This is a genomic window from Nocardiopsis oceani (genome assembly GCF_054777395.1).
The window spans coordinates 101,644-116,764 of record NZ_BAAHAR010000015.1 but is presented as its reverse complement, the minus strand read 5'-3'; the positions used below and the strand labels follow the sequence as shown (position 1 = coordinate 116,764).

The window sequence follows — 15,121 nt, the reverse complement described above, 5'->3', positions numbered from 1 at the left end:
CCCGCCGCAGGTGGCGGGCGTGGAAACCGGCGGCGCCTCGGCGCGCGCCCAGCAGTGAGCACCACCCGATTGGACGTGTACCCGTGCGGCTCCCCACCGCCCCGGACGGCGGCCGAGGCTGTTCCGCCCTGGCGCGCTACACCGACGAACAGATCGCCGGTACGGCGGGACGCAAAGGCGGCTGGCTCCTCATCGAACACAACGGCCCCTGGCGCCACCCGGCCTTCAGCAGCCCAGGCCTGGACGGTGCCGTCATCTCCCAGCTGGCCGAGCGCATCGCCGGACGCGACATCAAACCCCAGCTGATCAAGCGCCCGGGAAGCAGCGAACGCACCCCCGCCGACGGGCCGTCGCGCGCCTACTACGTCCACGCCAGCCGCTCCCGCCCCTGGGCCCGCCGTGTGGACTTCCACGACCTCGCCGAACTGCTCGCCCACGACGTCACGGCCGTGGAACACCCGGAACCGCCCTCCTTCGGCACGCCCGTGGACCACACCCTTTACCTGGTGTGCACCCACGCCAAGAAGGACCCCTGCTGCGCAGTCCTGGGCCGCCCGGTCGCCGCAGCCCTGGGCGGAGCCCGCGCCGAGGTGTGGGAGACCACGCACGTGGGCGGGGACCGCTTCGCCGCCAACCTGGTCACCCTCCCCCATGGCGTGTACTTCGGCCGTTTGGACCCGGAGTCGGCGGTGCGCACAGTGGCCGCCTTCGAACAGGGCCTGGTCCCACCCGAGAACTACCGGGGACGCTGCACCGACTCCCCGCCCGCACAGGCCGCCGAGGCCGCGCTCCGTGCCCGCCTGGGATCCCCCGTGGGCGTCGACGCGCTGACACACCTGTCCGAGGAGGAGACCGAGGCCGGCGTGCGGGTCACCCTCGGCCACGGCGGCGGCCTGTACTCGGTGGAAGTGGAAACGGTGGAGGGTCTGGAGTGCCCCGCCACCTGCGCGGACCTCTCCCCCACCCGGCCGGTCCACCACCGGGTGCGCGACATCCACGAGGACCTGCACAGCGGACTCCAGGCCTAGGCCGCAGAGCCCGCACACTCCGGAAAAGCTGAGTGCCCGGCCCCGTGGCGCGGGGCCGGGCACTCGTCGGTCCCGCCGAGGCGGGCTCCGGGGTAGGAAACGGAACTCCGGGCGGTCACGGCACCAGATCCGGTCGGTGCCGCCTGCCTTCACCCGGGTCCCCCGCGGGCGCTCCTCGCGTGGACCGACTCCAGGAGGGCTATTGGAAGACGACGTCGGAGCAGTTGTAGAAGGCTTCGGGACTGTCGGAGCGCTCCCAGACCACGTAGACCACGTGCTGGCCCGAACGCTCGGGCAGGGTCACGTCCCAGTAGTACTCGGCGCCCTCGACCCCGCCCTCGCGCAGCGGCGGGTCGACGACCTCGTCGATGAGCTCCAGGTCGGACCAGTTCACCGGGGAATCTGGGGACCAGTCCGCGTTGGTCACGTACGTGAAGAAGGTGCCGGGGTGGGGTGCCCAGGCGTTGTGCTGGAATTCGACGGTCTCACCCGCGGGCATGTCGGTGGTGGGCCAGTCGTCGCGCACGGCGTTGAAGGCGGCGAAATCGTCCGTGGGTCCGCACAGCTCGCCGTCGGCCACGAACTCCTCGTGGCGGCCGTCGGAGTCGCTGATCAGGTTGCCGAACCAGTTGTAGAAGGCGTACTCGCCGCCCTCCTCCAGGGCGTCGGCACAGGCGGGGTTGGTGGGCTGGACGTTGCCGCCGTCTCCTCCCTCGATCCCGTCGGCGTAGCAGGCGTAGGTACGGCTGGCGGGATAGGTGAAGGCACCGTGCGCGTCGGCCGCCTCAGGGGTCAGGGCGATGGCGAGCCCTCCGACGAGCGCAGCGGACGCGGTCAGGGCTCCGGTCCTGGCGAGGGTTCTCATGGGGGATCCTTTCGGTTGAGCGGGGTAGCGGGATTCGGTGGTGGACGGAAGAGGTCTCAGGAGATCCAGTCGATGCCGTTGGGGCCGTAGAAGACGCGCTCACCCCAGTCGGTGAGCCGGTCGACGTCGAAGTCCTCGACCAGGTCCAGGTAGGCGACCTCGTCCGCGTTGCCGCTCCAGGACCAGGCGATGTACCCGAGGCCCAGCCGGTCGGTGTGGGCCATGATGGCGTCCTCGTCGGGATCGCCGTCGGTGTGCCTGTGCCCGAACTCGCCGACGATGAGCGGCAGGCCGGCGTCGGTGAAGTGCTCCAGGTAGTCGACGACGGTCGACTCGTCCTCGTAGACGCCGTACATGTGGATGGAGAAGACGGTGTTGCCGTGGGGGTCGGCCGCCGCGACCTCGGGAGCATCGTCGCGCATGATGTGCTGCCAGTCCTGGCCCCAATTGGGGGCGTCGACGACCAGCATGTGGTCGAAGCCGGCGTCACGCAGGCGCTCCACTGCGTTGGAGGTGTCCTCGGCCCACCCCTCGTTGATCTCCTCGTCGTTGCCGAAGGGCTCGTTGGCGATGTTGACGATGACGTGGTCCTCTTCGCCGTCCACGGCGTCTTGGATCCGCAGCCAGTAGTCGACGGCCTCGTCCAGCGATACGGCCTCGGGGTCCTCTCCGTAGCCTGTGGCGTCGTGGACCTCGAGCATGCAGACGATCTGGAGGTCCTTGCAGTCGTCGACGATGGCGGCGACCTCGGACTCGGGGGTCTCGTCCCACTGGTCGCCGCTGCTCAGCACGACGCGGACGGTGTTGGCCCCCAGGCCCGCGATGTCGGCGATGGAGTCGGTCTCTTCGGTGAACCAGGCGTGGGGGTGGCTCACACCGCGGATGAGCAGGTCGCTGCCGTCGGCATGGGCCAGGCGTCCCTGGTCGTCGACGTGCAGTCCGGTCTGCTGGGCCGATGCCGGAAGGGCTTGGGTGAGTAGGGGAAGGGACAGGGCCAGGGCGAGCAAGCACGCCGTAGAGCGGGGTCGGTGCACTGTGCTTCTCCGTCGGTCTATATGAGTACCATTCGTGAAATCTAGCGATGGGAGCGTTCCCATAGCTTTCACGGTGCAAGTTAACAGCACCGAAACACCGCGACAATGGGTGCTCTGCCAGCTTTTTCACTCAAAGGTTTACTAAGCACACGTTCAGTAACGTGTAGCGGGCGCACCGACACCCGCCCTGAACTGCACAGGCTGCAATCAGCGACCACTGGTCACACCAATGAGGCGAAGCTATCGAAAAAAAAAGGGGTAGTGGGGGCACGAACCTGCCCCCACCACCCCTGGCGCGTCTCCGGGTCTGCCGTCAGGCCCAGAAACCGAAGCTGTACAGCAGACCGTTGGTGGCCGCGATGACGCCCAGCGCCAACACCACACCGGTGATGAACGAGGTACGCAACGACCGCACCAGGTACTCCAGCGCCACCAGGTTGTTCAGGATGAAGTAGCCGAGCATGGTCGCGTGCCAGAACGAGTCCATACTCCACGGCTCGAAGTAGTAAGCCGTCCCGGTCCACACGTCGGTCTCCGTGGTGAACCACGCCCACGCCAGCGCCGCACCGTAGCCGAGCGGGATCTGGATCAGCGGAATGATCAGCAAGGGCAGCAGCTTGACGAAACTCCACAGCCCCGGCTGGTCGGCCCTGCGCGCCTGCGACTGCGCCCGACGCGCCGCGTCCTGCTCCGCACGCACCCGCTCCCGGTGCGCCCGTTCGGCCTCCTGGCGCCGCCGCTGCTCCTCGCGCTGCTCCTGCACGCGCTGCTGCTCCATCTGGCGCCGGTACTGCTCCTCCTGCTGCTGCCGAGGATCGGCCTGCTGCTCGCGGCGCCCGCCGTACAGGGAAGCGTAGGGGTCATCACCCGGCCCACCCGGCTGGTACTGCTGCGTGGGAGCGTTCTGGTCCGGCTGGAACTGCGCGGTCGCCGGGGTCTGCCCCGGCTGCTGCGTACCCGGGAACTGGGCCGTCGGCTGGTAGGGAGCGCCCTGCTGCTGGCCGCCCAGCACCGAGGTCGCCCCGCCCGAGGGGTCCTGAGCCCCCGCCGAAGGCGACACCTGAGTGGCCTGGTCGTCACCGAAGGCACCCGCGGCCGCGGCACCCGCCACCGCACCGGCGGCACCGCCCAACACGGCCGCGCCACCCGCACCGAGACCCTCGGTGCGCTGATAGCCGCCGGTCGCGCCCGGGTCACCGGCAGAGGTCGCCAAGGCTTTGTTCACCCTGGCCACCTGCTCCTGCACACCCATCATCACGGCCGGAGGCAACCACGACGAACCTGCGGGCACATCACCCAGGTAGTCCAGGATCTCGCCCGGCCCAGGTCGGCCCCTGGCCTCCTTGGACAGGCAGGCCGAGACCAAATGGCGCAACGACTCCGGAACGCCGGACAGGTCCGGCTCCTTGCTGATGATGCGCATGACCATCGTGGGCATGTTGCCGTCCCCGAACGGCCCGATGCCCGAGGCCGCGTAGGCCAGCACCGCGCCATAGGCGAACAGGTCGCTGCCGGGGGTGAGCTCCGAACCCTGGACCTGCTCCGGGCTCATGAAACCCGGTGTCCCGATGACCGACTGCGTCGCCGCGGTGCCGTCGGTGGCACGCGCGATACCGAAGTCGATCACCCGCGGCCCGTCCTCGGCCAACAGCACGTTGCCCGGCTTGAAGTCGCGGTGGATCAGACCCACCCGGTGGATCTCGGCCAGCGCCTCGGCCAGACCGGCCGCCAATACCCGCACACTCGCCTCGGGAAGCGGCCCGTGCGCCTGGACCGCCTCGTCCAGCGGCATCGACGGCACGTAGGAGGTGACCAGCCAGGGCACCTCCTCGTCGGGCCCGGCATCGATGACCGGCGCGGTGAAGGCCCCGCTTACCTGCCGGGCCGCGTTGACCTCGCGGGCGAAACGCTGCCGGAAGGAGGGATCGGTGGCCAGGTGCGGGTGGATGCGCTTGATCGCGACCGCCCGGCCACCGGCCGAGCGCCCCAAGAACACCTGACCCATGCCACCGGCGCCCAAGCGCGCGATCAGTCGATACCGACCAACGCGCTCCGGATCAGTGCTCTCTAGCGGCCCCAACGTCCTCAACCTCCGGCTCTGCGGCGTGTTTCGTTCCCGAACGGGGCCCCAGTCTAGGGCGTGTTCAGTGAGCGATCGCCCCGTCCAGGCACCCCGTTCGGACCACCCTCTCCAATGGGATCCCCGACAGCGCCCAAGGGTTCACTCCTGCGGGCGGAGAACACGGAAAGCGGAGGTGAAACGCCCGGTCCCGGCCACTGAGTTCCCGCGTGGCCACAGGCGGCCAACCCCGAGGTCAGATCAGGTGTCAGGGGGAATCCTAGGATCGAAAGTGCCACCGAGAGGACTACTCACCCTTGAAGACGCTCGACACCCTGCGAATCGACTCCCAACTGCGCCTGGCCCACGGCGTGTCGTGGCTCACCGCACAGGGCGGCGACCACCCCAGCAGGCTGCTCCACTGGCCCTGGCGGCACAACCCCTACCCCACCTACCGCAGGCTGCGCGATCAGGGCCCCGTCGTCCCCAGCCGACTGCCCTTCCTCGCGGCCACCACCCGCGCCGCCGTCGACCAGGTCCTCCGTGGCCGCGACTTCGGCGTCGCCCCGCCCGAGGGCCTCCGGGTACCCCAGCAGTTCGACAGCGTCGAACTGTCCTTCCTGCAGATGGACCCGCCCGACCACACCCGGCTGCGCAAGCTCGCACGGCCCGCGTTCAGCCCGCGCCGCATGGCCGAGTACCGCACCGAAGTCGAGAAGATCACCGCCGACCTCCTCGACACGGCCCTGGCCCGCGGTGAATTCGACTTGATGCACGACTTCGCCCAACCCCTGCCCATCACGGTCATCAGCCGCCTCCTGGGCGTGCCCGAGCGCGACAACGCCGACTTCGTGCGGATCGGCTACGTGGTCAGCGGGGCACTGGACGGTGCCCGCTCGGCGCGTCACCTGCGCCAGATCCAGGACGCGACGGCAGAATTGGACCTGTTGTTGGAGCGTTTGATGGCCGAACGCCGCACCAACCCGCGCGGGGACGTCGTCTCCACCCTGGTAGGTCAGAGTGACGAGGGGGAACTGACCGGGGCCGAGCTGGGTTCGATGTGCCGTCTGTTGCTGCTCGCCGGTTTCGAGACCACGGTCAACCTGATCGGGAACGGAGTGATGGCCCTGCTGCGCCACCGGGAACAGTGGGAACGGCTGGTCGCCGATCCCACGCTGGTCTCCGGAGCGGTCGAGGAGACCCTGCGCTACGACGCACCGGTCCAGTTCACCGGGCGGTGGTCCCATCGCGACACTGAGGTCGAAGGGGTCCGCATCCCGGCCGGGCAGCAGGTGATGTGCCTGATCGGATCGGCCAACCGGGACCCCGAGCAGTTCGAGGACCCCGACCGGTTCGACATCACCCGGCCCGGCGCCGGTGACCATCTGGCCTTCTCCGGCGGGATCCATTACTGCCTGGGGGCGCCGCTGGCCCGGCTGGAGGGCGAGATCGCGTTCCGGGCCCTGTCCGAACGGGCTCCGGGGCTACGGCCCACGGCGATGCCGACCCGGCGGGCCACCACGACGGTACGGTCCCTGTCCGCGTTCCCGGTCACCACCGGCAACCAGTAGAGGGTGGGGGCAGAAAGGGTGCGAGAAGCTGTCGAGGGCAGCTGGCGATCGGCCACGCGCGGACGGGGAGTTCTGCTGTCGGCGGGGGCGGTGTGCGTGGTTATTTTCGTGGTGGTCGCGGTTCTGGTGGTGGTCCTTCCCGGACCGGCCGAGGAACCCGAGAGTGAGCTTCCGGCGCTGGCCGAGGCGCACGGGATCGAGCTGGGCGTGGCCGTGGCGGTGAACCCGCTGGAACACGACTCCGAGTACCGGGACGTGGTGACCGACCACTACACGTCGGTGACCGCCGAGAACACGATGAAGTGGCAGCACGTCCAGCCGGAACGGGACGAGTTCGACTGGAGCGGGCCGGACTTGGTGGTGGACTTCGCCGAGGAGAACGACCTCAACGTGCGCGGGCACACGCTGCTGTGGCACAACCAGCAGCCGGACTGGCTGGCGGAGGGCGGCTTCGACGGCGACGAGCTGCGCACGGTGATGCGCGAGCACATGGACGAGCTGCTGGGCCGCTACGAGGGGCGCATTTCCTCCTGGGACGTGATCAACGAACCCTTCGAGGACGGAGGCCCTGAGCTGCGCGACAACCTCTGGCGTCAGACGCTGGGCGACGACTACATCGCCGAAGCCCTGCGCATGGCCCATGAGGTGGACCCGGAGGCCGATCTCTACATCAACGAGTTCGGTGTCGAGGGCAGCGGCGACAAGGCCGACGCCCTGTACGACCTGGCGTCGGACCTGCTGGAGCGGGACGTCCCCCTGCACGGCATCGGCTTCCAGGGGCACTTCGTGCACGAGCAGGTCCCCGAGGACATCGCCGAGAACATGCAGCGCTTCGCCGACCTCGGACTGGACGTGGAGATCAGCGAGGTGGACATCCGCATCCCCGAACCGGCCACCGAAGAGGAGCTGGCCGCGCAGGCGGACGAGTACCAGCACGTCGTCGAGTCGTGCCTGGCGGTCTCCCGCTGCGTGGGCGTCTCGGTGTGGGGCGTCGCCGACCACCACTCCTGGATTCCCGAGTGGTTCCCCGGCTACACGGCGGCCCTGCCCTTCGACGAGGACTACGAGCCCAAGCCCGCGCTGGGCGGAATCACCGACGCCCTCGCCCAGGCCCGGGGGTCCCAGGGCACCCTCGGGTCCGTAGACTAGGGGTGGTGTTCGGTATGCGTTAGGCACGCGCACCTCCGCCTCCTTCGTCACGGCCGAAACGACGAAGGACAGTGGAGAGTGGGGACATGCACGAGAACACGCCCCCGATTCCTGTGCCGCCCGGGCTCGCTGCGACCACCACCCGCTTCTTCGGTCCCGCGTGGGCCGAGGCACTGCCGGGGCTGGCCGCGCGCCAGTGCGACCGGTGGGCGCTGCGGCCCACGGGAGAGGCGATGCACGGCGCCGTGGCCCTGGTGGTTCCGGTGGAACGGCCGGACGGAACCGCCGCGGTGCTCAAGGTCCAGCCGGTGGACGAGGAAACCGAGGGCGAACCAGCGGCGCTGCGTGCGTGGGGCGGAGACGGGTCCGTGCGGTTGTTGGAGCACGATCCGCAGACCGGGTCGATGCTGTTGGAAGCCTTGGATCCCACTCGTCGGCTGGACGGTGTGGCGATCGATGAGGCGCTGGAGGTGCTCGGCGGCCTGCTGGCCCACCTGAGCGCGTACCGCGGCCCCGACGGGATGCGCGGCCTCGGTGCGATCGCCTTGGACCTGGCGGAGCGGGCCGGGCAGCTGGCCGCCTCGGAGCGGGTCGAGCCGGTGTCCCGGAGGTCGCTGTCCCGGTGGTCCGGACTGGCCCGGGAGATGGCCGCCGAACCCGGCGACCGGCTGCTGCACTGGGATCTGCACTACGAGAACGTGCTGGCGCCCCTGCCCGGATCGGGGCGGGGGCCGTGGCTGGCCATCGATCCCAAGCCCCTGGTGGGCGATCCGGGTTTCGAGCTGTTGCCGGCGCTGCGCAACCGGTGGACGGAGGCCGAGGCCATCGGTGACCCGCTCCGGGAGACACGGCGCCGCCTCGACCTGCTGACCGAGGTGGCGGGACTGGACCGGGAGCGGGCCCGCGCCTGGACCCTGGTGCGGGTTCTGGAGGACTCGCTGTGGCAGTTGGAGGGGGGCGCCCGCGTCCCCGCGGTGCAGGCTTGGATCGCCGAGGCACTGGAGAACCAGCGGTGACCTGGAGCACGATGGTGGCGCACCACCCGAGCACACGCACTGTCGGAGGCACCCGTGACCGTTCCACCCCGCCCGCCGTTCGACCCCGAACTCGCCGCCGCGCTGGAGGTGGTCGGCGCGGAGATCCCGCCCACAGTCACCCCGGAGATGATCAGCGCGCTGCGGGTGGGCGGGGGCCAGCGGGCGCCCGGCGACAAGGTCGACATGACCCTGAACGGGGCCTTCGAGGAGGAACAGCGCACCGCTCAGGGGCCTGACGGGACTCAGATCCCCCTGCTGGTGTGGCGGCCGACGAGGCCCACCGGAGCTACCGGTGCCCTGTACTGGATCCACGGCGGCGGGATGGTCGCCGGTACTCCGCGCGGCTGGGAGATCCCCTGGTTGTTGGAATACGCCCACGAGCTGGACCTGGCGGTGGTGTCGGTAGACTACCGCTTGGCCCCCGAGAACCCGCACCCCGTTCCGGTCGGGGACTGTTACGCGGGTCTGGTGTGGCTGACCGAACACGCCGGGAGCGCGGGGGTGGCGGCGCCCGAACGCCTGGTGGTCTGCGGGCTCAGTGCAGGCGGCGGCCTGGCGGCAGCGACCTGCCTGCTGGCCCGGGACCGGGGCGGGCCGACCGCGCTTGGCCAGCTCCTGCTCTGCCCGATGCTGGACGACCGCAACGACTCCGTGTCCGCCCACCAGATGGCCGGGGTGGGCGTGTGGGACCAGGGCTCCAACACGACCGGCTGGGGCGCCCTGTTGGGAGACCGGGTGGGTGGACCGGACGTGTCCCCCTACGCCGCCCCTGCCCGGGCCCAGGACCTGTCCGGCCTGCCCCCGGCCTTCTTGGACGTGGGGTCGGCGGAGACCTTCCGCGACGAGGTCGTGGAGTACGCCTCTCGGATCTGGCGGTCAGGTGGCTCCGCCGAGCTGCACGTCTGGCCGGGCGGTTTCCACTCCTTCGACGGGTTCGTGCCGGACGCCGTGCTCAGCCGGTCGGCGCGGGAACAGCGCCTGCCGTGGTTGCGGCGGGTTCTGGGGGCATGACCCCGCCCCTGCGGTGTTCGGTGGGCGTGGTGCCGCGCAGCCGCTTGAAGGCGCTGCTGAGCGCGAAGGCGTTGGAGTAGCCGACCCTGCGGGCGATGGCGTCGACGGTGGTGTCGGTGTCGCGGAGCAGGTCCGCGGCGAGCCCGACGCGCCAGTCGGCCAGGTAGGCCATGGGCGGGGTGCCCACCAGTGCGCGGAAGTCGCGGGCCAGGGCGGCGCGCGAGACTCCGGCGGCTTCGGCCAGGGAGCCCACGGTCCAGGGGTGGGCGGGCTGGTTGTGGAGCAGCCGCAGGGCCCGGCCCACCACCGGGTCGGCCATGGCGGTGTACCAGGCGGGCGGGCAGGCGCCGGGGCGGGCGAACCAGGCGCGCAGTTTGGTGATCAGGGCCAGGTCCAGCAGGCGGTCCAGGACCAGCTGCTGACCGGGGGCGGCGCAACCGATCTCCGCCTCGATCATCGCGCCCAAACGGTCGTGGCACTCGTCGGCGGGGACCACCAGCACCGGGGGCAGGGTGGAGAGCAGGCGTTGGCTGAGGTCGCCGGTGACCTCGTAGGAGCCGCTGAGCAGCAGGTCGGGGGCGTCCAGGGAGTCGCCGAAGGTGCGGATGCCCAGGCTGGCCTCCTCGGTGAGCGGGGCGCCGTCCGGGCCCAGGCACAGGTGTCCGTCAAGGACGGTGCAGCTGGTGGGCGCGTCCGCGGGGTTGGCGACGGTATGCGGTCCGGGGGCGCGCAGGATGGCGGTGTCGCCCACTTCCAGGGGGAGGGGGTCGCTGCCGTCTTCGGGGGCGATCCAGGAGCGGCCGCGCACCATGGTGACCAGAGTCAGGGGCGAGCCGTGGGCGAAGCGCAGCGACCAGGGCGGCGCCATGACGGACTTGCTGAAGAGCGCCCCTCGGGCGCGGACCCCGTCCAGGAGGTCGGCGAGTGCGTCCATACCCGTGAGTGTAGACGCCTGGATATCGTTCTGAGCTTCTAGACCATGGCACGTCTCAGGGCGAGGCGGTTGACTCAAGACCATGACAGAGAACAAGAAAAGCCAGCGGCCGGTCCTGGTGACCGGCGCGACGGGGATGACCGGCAGCCGGGTCCTAGCACGGCTGCGCGATCGGGGCGCGGCAGTACGGGCCGCCTCCCGCTCCTCCGAGTGGCGCTTCGACTGGAGCGAACCGGATACCTGGGAAACGGCCCTGGAGGGCGCGGGTTCGGTGTACCTGGTGCAGAACGACCTCGACCCCCGCACGCCCGCGTTCGTTGCGCGTGCGGTGGCACACGGCGTGGAGCGGATCGTGCAGCTGTCGGCGCGCGGGATCGACCAGCCGGGCTACTTCGAGGGCGTGGAGGAGGCCCCCTCACACCTGCGGGGCGAAGAGGCGGTGAAGGCCAGCGGGCTGGAGTGGACCGTCCTGCGCCCGGGATGGTTCGCGCAGAACTTCAACGAGGGGATGCTGGCCGACGGGGTGCGCACGGGAGTGCTGCGCCTGCCCACCGGGGACGGCGCGGCCTCCTGGATCGACGTCCGAGACATCGCTGACGTGGCGGTGGCGGCGCTGACCGAGCCCGGCCACCACGGGCGCACCTACGAACTGAGCGGGCCCCGTGCACTGACGGTGGCGGAGGCCACGGCGGAGATCACCGAGGCCCTGGGGCAGCCGGTCCGCTACGAGCCGGTGTCAACTGAGGAGTACGTGGACGAGCTCCTGCACCAAGGGTGGCCCAAGGAGGGCGCCCAGGAGATGGTCTCGGCTCTTTCGGCCGTCCGCCGCAGCCTGGAGGCGAAGGTCTCCCCCGGCGTCCAGGAGGCTCTCGGGCGCGAGCCCCGCGACTTCTCGGCGTACGTGGCCGAAGCCTTCACCGACGAGCCGGTTCGGGAGGCCTGATCCGCCATGACCCATGACAGCGACACGGGGAACCGCAACGGGACGAAGCCGGTCCTGGTGCTCGGCGCTACCGGGATGACCGGTAGCCGAGTGGCGCGGCGGCTACGCGAGGGCGGCCACCGGGTACGGGCGGCGTCCCGCTCCTCGGATTGGTCATTCGACTGGCAGGACCGTTCCACGTGGGATCCGGTCCTGGCAGGGACCGGTGCGGTGTACGTGGTCCAGTACGATCCCGAACCGCTCACCCCGCCGTTCGTGGAACGCGCGGCGGCACACGGTCTGGAACGGGTCGTACTGCTGTCGGGCCGCGGCATCGACGACCCGGACTACTTCCCTCAGGAGTTCACCTCGGAGGAGAACTTCGTCCCCTCCCACCTGGTCGGCGAGCATGCCGTGCGGGACAGCGGGCTGGAGTGGACGGTCCTGCGCCCTGGATGGTTCTCGCAGAACCTCAGCGAGGGGGTCCTCGGCGACGACGTGCGGTCGGGCCAGCTGCGGCTACCGACGGACGAGGGCTCGGCCACCTGGATCGACACCGAGGACATCGCCGCCGTGGCGGTGGCGGCGCTGACTGAGCCCGGCCACCACGGGCGCACCTACGAACTGTCCGGACCCCGTGCACTGGATCTCCGGGAGGTCTCCAAGGAGATTTCGCGGGAACTGGCCCGGGATGTCGCCTACACACCCGTCACTGCCGAGGAATTCGTGTCCGAGCGGGTCGCCCGGGGGTGGCCGGAGGAAGACGCGCGAGCGCTGGCCCTGGCTCTCTCCCCCATCCCCAGGGGAAAGGACGCTCACGTCTCGCCTGGCGTCTGGGAGGCTTTGGGGCGCGAGCCGCGCTCCTTCGCGGAGTTTGCTAAAGACGCGGTTTCCTCTGGGGTGTGGGACAGGTAGCCCGCAGAGAGATCACCTATACGACGTAGATTTACCCTACTGGAACGGGGGTGCCGACGCGCATCGGCACCCCTGCTTCCTTCGGCCGGTCAGTCGGCCACCGTGATGCCCAGGGAACCCAGGATCAGCCCAGCTTGGGCAGGGCTGATGGTGGCCCCGCGCAGGAACCCGGCCTGCTGCAGGTCGAACTCCCCCAGGTCCGCACCGCGCAGGTCCGCCCCGGTGAACGCTGCGTTGACCAGGTTGGCGCCGCGCAGCCGCGACTCCACCCACACGGTCTCGCGCAGATCGGCCGAGGCCAGGTCCACCTCGTCCATGCGCAGCCCCTCGAGGGTCTGACCGCGCAGGACCAGCCCCTTACAGCGGGCCAGCATCAGGTTGCACTGGGAGAACGTGTAACCGATCCCCCGCAGCGAGTTCAGCCCGGCACCGGTCATCCGGCAGCCGGTGAACGCGGTGTCGCTGAGCAGCGCGCCCTGCCAGCGGGTGTTGGCCAGGTCCACCCGTTCGAAGCGGGTGTCGGTGCAGTCGGAGTGCGCGAACGTCGCGCCCGGGGCACCCCCGCCGGTGAACGCCGCACCCTCCAGCACCGCCCGTTCCAGGCGCGCCCCGTCCAGACGGCAGTCGATGAGACGCGTGTCCACCAGGTGCGCGTCTCTCAGGTCGGCCCCGCTCAGGTCGCAGCGGGTCCACACGCGCGGCGCACCCGGGTCCTCGGCCAGGGCTTCGCGCAGGTCGAGTTCGGACAGGTCGGCGTCGGTGATCTCGGCGTCGGCGAGAAGTTCGGTACTCACGCCGGGGACTCTAGCCTCCGGCGACGACAGAGCACCGCCGCGTACGGAGGGAGCCCTACCCCTCCCCCGCTGGGCCGCTCAGTCCCGGAGCTTGAGGGCGAGGAACAGGTCGACCCGGTGTTCGAGGCTGCTCAGGTTCCGGCCGGTCAGCTCCTCGACGCGGCCGATGCGGTAGCGCAGGGTGTTGACGTGGACGTGCATGGTGGCCGCGCAGCGCTGCCAGGAACCCGAGTGGGCCAGGAACTGGTCCAACGTCTCCACCAGCTCCGAGCGGTGGTCGCGGTCGTAGTCCACCAGGGGACCCAGGAGGCGCTCGCGATAAGAGGTCTGAACCTCCTCCGGAACCGAGGCCAGCAGGAGTTCGTGCGAGTCGATCTCGGCCCCGGCGATCACCCGGGAGCGGCCCCCGCGCAGCTCGGCCAGGCGGCGGGCGTGGCGGGCCTCCACCGCCGCACCGCGCAGCTCGGCGACGCCCCTGGCGGCCGAGCTCAGGCCGACCGCCAGACGGTAGTCGAGCAGCCCTCCCTCCAGGACGCGGGCGCGGTGGACGAGCTCGGCACGGATCGTCTCGGCGCCGGTGCGGGACCGGTGGTCGGGACCGGCCACCGGGATCACGGCCAGGGCGTCGTTGTCCCCGGTGACGACCGCACCGGGGTGGTCCGCGACGAGTTCGGCGACCACGCGGCGCGCCAGGTCGGGCACGCGCGGCTCGGGCAGCATCATGGCACTCACTACGACGTGCGCGCGGTCGTCGGGCTCGGGACCCTCACCACCACCGGTACCGCGCATGAGGGCAGTGACCTCGTCGAAGCGCTGGGCCGCGAGCAGACGGGGCAGCCCTTCCAGGTGCCGGGCGGTGGTCAGGGACCGCTCCTCGTCCCGGCTGCGCGCCAGGACACCGACGGAGACGAGTTCGGCGACCGACTCGTGCTCCTCCTCGCCCCATGTGGCGTGGTCACCGGTACAGACCAGCAGCCAGCTGGAGAGCGGGTGCGACTCCTTGGTCTGGATCGGAACGACGCTGAGGGTTCGGCCTTCTCCACCCGAGGGGATGCGAATGGTGTGTGGAAAGGCCGACCAGGTCTGGGCCCTGGCCGCGATGTGCTCCCGCTCCTCCGGGGCCAGGGGCGTACCCGAGGAGGCCACGTGACGGCCGCAGGCGGAGATCACCCAGGCGGTGACCCCGGCCTGCTCGGCGGAGGCGGCGAAGGCCTCGGGGAAGTCGGCCCCGGACGCGACCTCGGCCATGAGGCGCCGGTGCCGGTCACGGGTCTCGGCGATGGTGGTGAAGCGCCGCTGGGTGAGGGAGCGCAGCACCTCCTCGGTGACCGAACCGAAGGAGGTTTCGGCGGGGACCTCGATGAGGGGCATCTGGTGGGCCTCGCAGGCCGCGACCAGGTCCGGCGGGATGTCGCCGAGCGCCGTTCCCGCGGCCACGGCCAGGGCGCCGGCGCTGGCGACCGAGGCCACGAACGTCTCGGAGTCCTCGGGGCGGTTGCGCCACATCATCCCGGTCAGGACCATCTCGCCGCCGCGCAGGTAGCGAGCGGGTTCGAGCAGATCAGTGGTGTAGGCCCACCGGACGTCGCGGTGGGCGTGCTCAGCGCCGGCCAAGAACCGCAGGTGCAGTCGTTTGACGGCGATCAGCTCACTGATCTGCATGAACTTCCCTCTGTGTTCGGGTGCGTCGGGTCCCACCAGTGGTGTCTTCGTGCCAGGACACAGTGTGCACCGATGAAAGACCGCCAAGCGACAGGACCGGGTGTCTTTCGCGCTCATACCAAGACCACTTGTAGGAAACA

Annotated in this window: 13 protein-coding genes; 7 read left to right on the top strand and 6 right to left on the bottom strand. The window is 70.4% G+C overall.

Annotated features, from left to right (window positions below):
* Positions 1–83: 83 nt before the first annotated feature.
* A complete protein-coding gene (locus ACYVDG_RS10985) occupies positions 84–1,028 on the top strand; it encodes a sucrase ferredoxin (RefSeq protein ID WP_460749138.1) in 945 nt (314 codons plus the stop codon).
* A 199-nt stretch (positions 1,029–1,227) separates the two neighbouring features.
* Here ACYVDG_RS10985 and ACYVDG_RS10980 read toward each other — a convergent pair whose 3' ends face one another.
* The 3 genes from ACYVDG_RS10980 to ACYVDG_RS10970 all read right to left on the bottom strand — a co-directional run bounded on the left by ACYVDG_RS10980 (position 1,228) and on the right by ACYVDG_RS10970 (position 4,932).
* The gene (locus tag ACYVDG_RS10980; protein ID WP_460749135.1) at positions 1,228–1,893 is read right to left on the bottom strand and encodes a lytic polysaccharide monooxygenase auxiliary activity family 9 protein; all 666 of its coding nucleotides are present in this window, start codon (positions 1,891–1,893) and stop codon (positions 1,228–1,230) included.
* A gap of 56 nt (positions 1,894–1,949) precedes the next feature.
* Entirely contained in the window at positions 1,950–2,927 is a 978-nt protein-coding gene (locus tag ACYVDG_RS10975) for a glycoside hydrolase family 5 protein (protein ID WP_460749132.1), read from the bottom strand.
* 313 nt (positions 2,928–3,240) lie between these two features.
* On the bottom strand, positions 3,241–4,932 hold the full coding sequence (locus ACYVDG_RS10970) for a serine/threonine protein kinase (RefSeq protein WP_460749130.1): 1,692 nt from the start codon (positions 4,930–4,932) through the stop codon (positions 3,241–3,243).
* A 371-nt stretch (positions 4,933–5,303) separates the two neighbouring features.
* On the opposite strand from ACYVDG_RS10970, the gene ACYVDG_RS10965 reads away from it, so the two are divergent.
* The 4 genes from ACYVDG_RS10965 to ACYVDG_RS10950 all read left to right on the top strand — a co-directional run bounded on the left by ACYVDG_RS10965 (position 5,304) and on the right by ACYVDG_RS10950 (position 9,754).
* Entirely contained in the window at positions 5,304–6,557 is a 1,254-nt protein-coding gene (locus ACYVDG_RS10965) for a cytochrome P450 (protein WP_460749127.1), read from the top strand.
* Between the two features lie 18 nt (positions 6,558–6,575).
* Positions 6,576–7,706 carry an endo-1,4-beta-xylanase gene (locus ACYVDG_RS10960; RefSeq protein WP_460749125.1) on the top strand — a complete coding sequence of 377 codons (1,131 nt, stop codon included), beginning with the start codon at positions 6,576–6,578 and terminating at the stop codon, positions 7,704–7,706.
* An 86-nt stretch (positions 7,707–7,792) separates the two neighbouring features.
* Positions 7,793–8,722 carry an aminoglycoside phosphotransferase family protein gene (locus ACYVDG_RS10955; RefSeq protein WP_460749123.1) on the top strand — a complete coding sequence of 310 codons (930 nt, stop codon included), beginning with the start codon at positions 7,793–7,795 and terminating at the stop codon, positions 8,720–8,722.
* A 54-nt stretch (positions 8,723–8,776) separates the two neighbouring features.
* Positions 8,777–9,754: an alpha/beta hydrolase gene (locus ACYVDG_RS10950; RefSeq protein WP_460749121.1), complete on the top strand. Its 978-nt coding sequence runs from the start codon at positions 8,777–8,779 to the stop codon at positions 9,752–9,754.
* Here the strand turns inward: ACYVDG_RS10950 and ACYVDG_RS10945 are convergent.
* Positions 9,696–10,688, bottom strand: a complete 993-nt coding sequence (locus ACYVDG_RS10945) for an AraC family transcriptional regulator (protein ID WP_460749118.1) — start codon at positions 10,686–10,688, stop codon at positions 9,696–9,698. The two genes, ACYVDG_RS10950 and ACYVDG_RS10945, sit on opposite strands and share 59 nt — an antisense overlap.
* 82 nt (positions 10,689–10,770) lie before the next feature.
* Between ACYVDG_RS10945 and ACYVDG_RS10940 the strand changes: the two genes are divergently transcribed.
* Together ACYVDG_RS10940 and ACYVDG_RS10935 are read left to right on the top strand one after the other, a co-directional pair.
* Positions 10,771–11,631, top strand: a complete 861-nt coding sequence (locus tag ACYVDG_RS10940; RefSeq protein ID WP_460749115.1) for an SDR family oxidoreductase — start codon at positions 10,771–10,773, stop codon at positions 11,629–11,631.
* 6 nt (positions 11,632–11,637) lie between these two features.
* Positions 11,638–12,525, top strand: coding sequence for an NAD(P)H-binding protein (locus ACYVDG_RS10935; RefSeq protein WP_460749113.1), 888 nt, complete (start codon positions 11,638–11,640; stop codon positions 12,523–12,525).
* A gap of 89 nt (positions 12,526–12,614) precedes the next feature.
* Here ACYVDG_RS10935 and ACYVDG_RS10930 read toward each other — a convergent pair whose 3' ends face one another.
* Positions 12,615–13,319, bottom strand: a complete 705-nt coding sequence (locus ACYVDG_RS10930; protein WP_460749110.1) for a pentapeptide repeat-containing protein — start codon at positions 13,317–13,319, stop codon at positions 12,615–12,617.
* 78 nt (positions 13,320–13,397) lie between these two features.
* Positions 13,398–14,981, bottom strand: coding sequence for a PucR family transcriptional regulator (locus ACYVDG_RS10925; RefSeq protein ID WP_460749107.1), 1,584 nt, complete (start codon positions 14,979–14,981; stop codon positions 13,398–13,400).
* Positions 14,982–15,121 lie beyond the last annotated feature (140 nt).

What these genes read in the sequence shown, in the direction of transcription:
- ACYVDG_RS10980 (WP_460749135.1), bottom strand. Translation starts at nt 1,893, where the DNA reads ATGAGAACCCTCGCCAGGACCGGAGCCCTGACCGCGTCCGCTGCGCTC.
- ACYVDG_RS10970 (WP_460749130.1), bottom strand. Translation starts at nt 4,932, where the DNA reads ATGGGTCAGGTGTTCTTGGGGCGCTCGGCCGGTGGCCGGGCGGTCGCG.
- ACYVDG_RS10955 (WP_460749123.1), top strand. Translation starts at nt 7,793, where the DNA reads ATGCACGAGAACACGCCCCCGATTCCTGTGCCGCCCGGGCTCGCTGCG.
- ACYVDG_RS10945 (WP_460749118.1), bottom strand. Translation starts at nt 10,688, where the DNA reads ATGGACGCACTCGCCGACCTCCTGGACGGGGTCCGCGCCCGAGGGGCG.
- ACYVDG_RS10940 (WP_460749115.1), top strand. Translation starts at nt 10,771, where the DNA reads ATGACAGAGAACAAGAAAAGCCAGCGGCCGGTCCTGGTGACCGGCGCG.
- ACYVDG_RS10935 (WP_460749113.1), top strand. Translation starts at nt 11,638, where the DNA reads ATGACCCATGACAGCGACACGGGGAACCGCAACGGGACGAAGCCGGTC.
- ACYVDG_RS10925 (WP_460749107.1), bottom strand. Translation starts at nt 14,981, where the DNA reads ATGCAGATCAGTGAGCTGATCGCCGTCAAACGACTGCACCTGCGGTTC.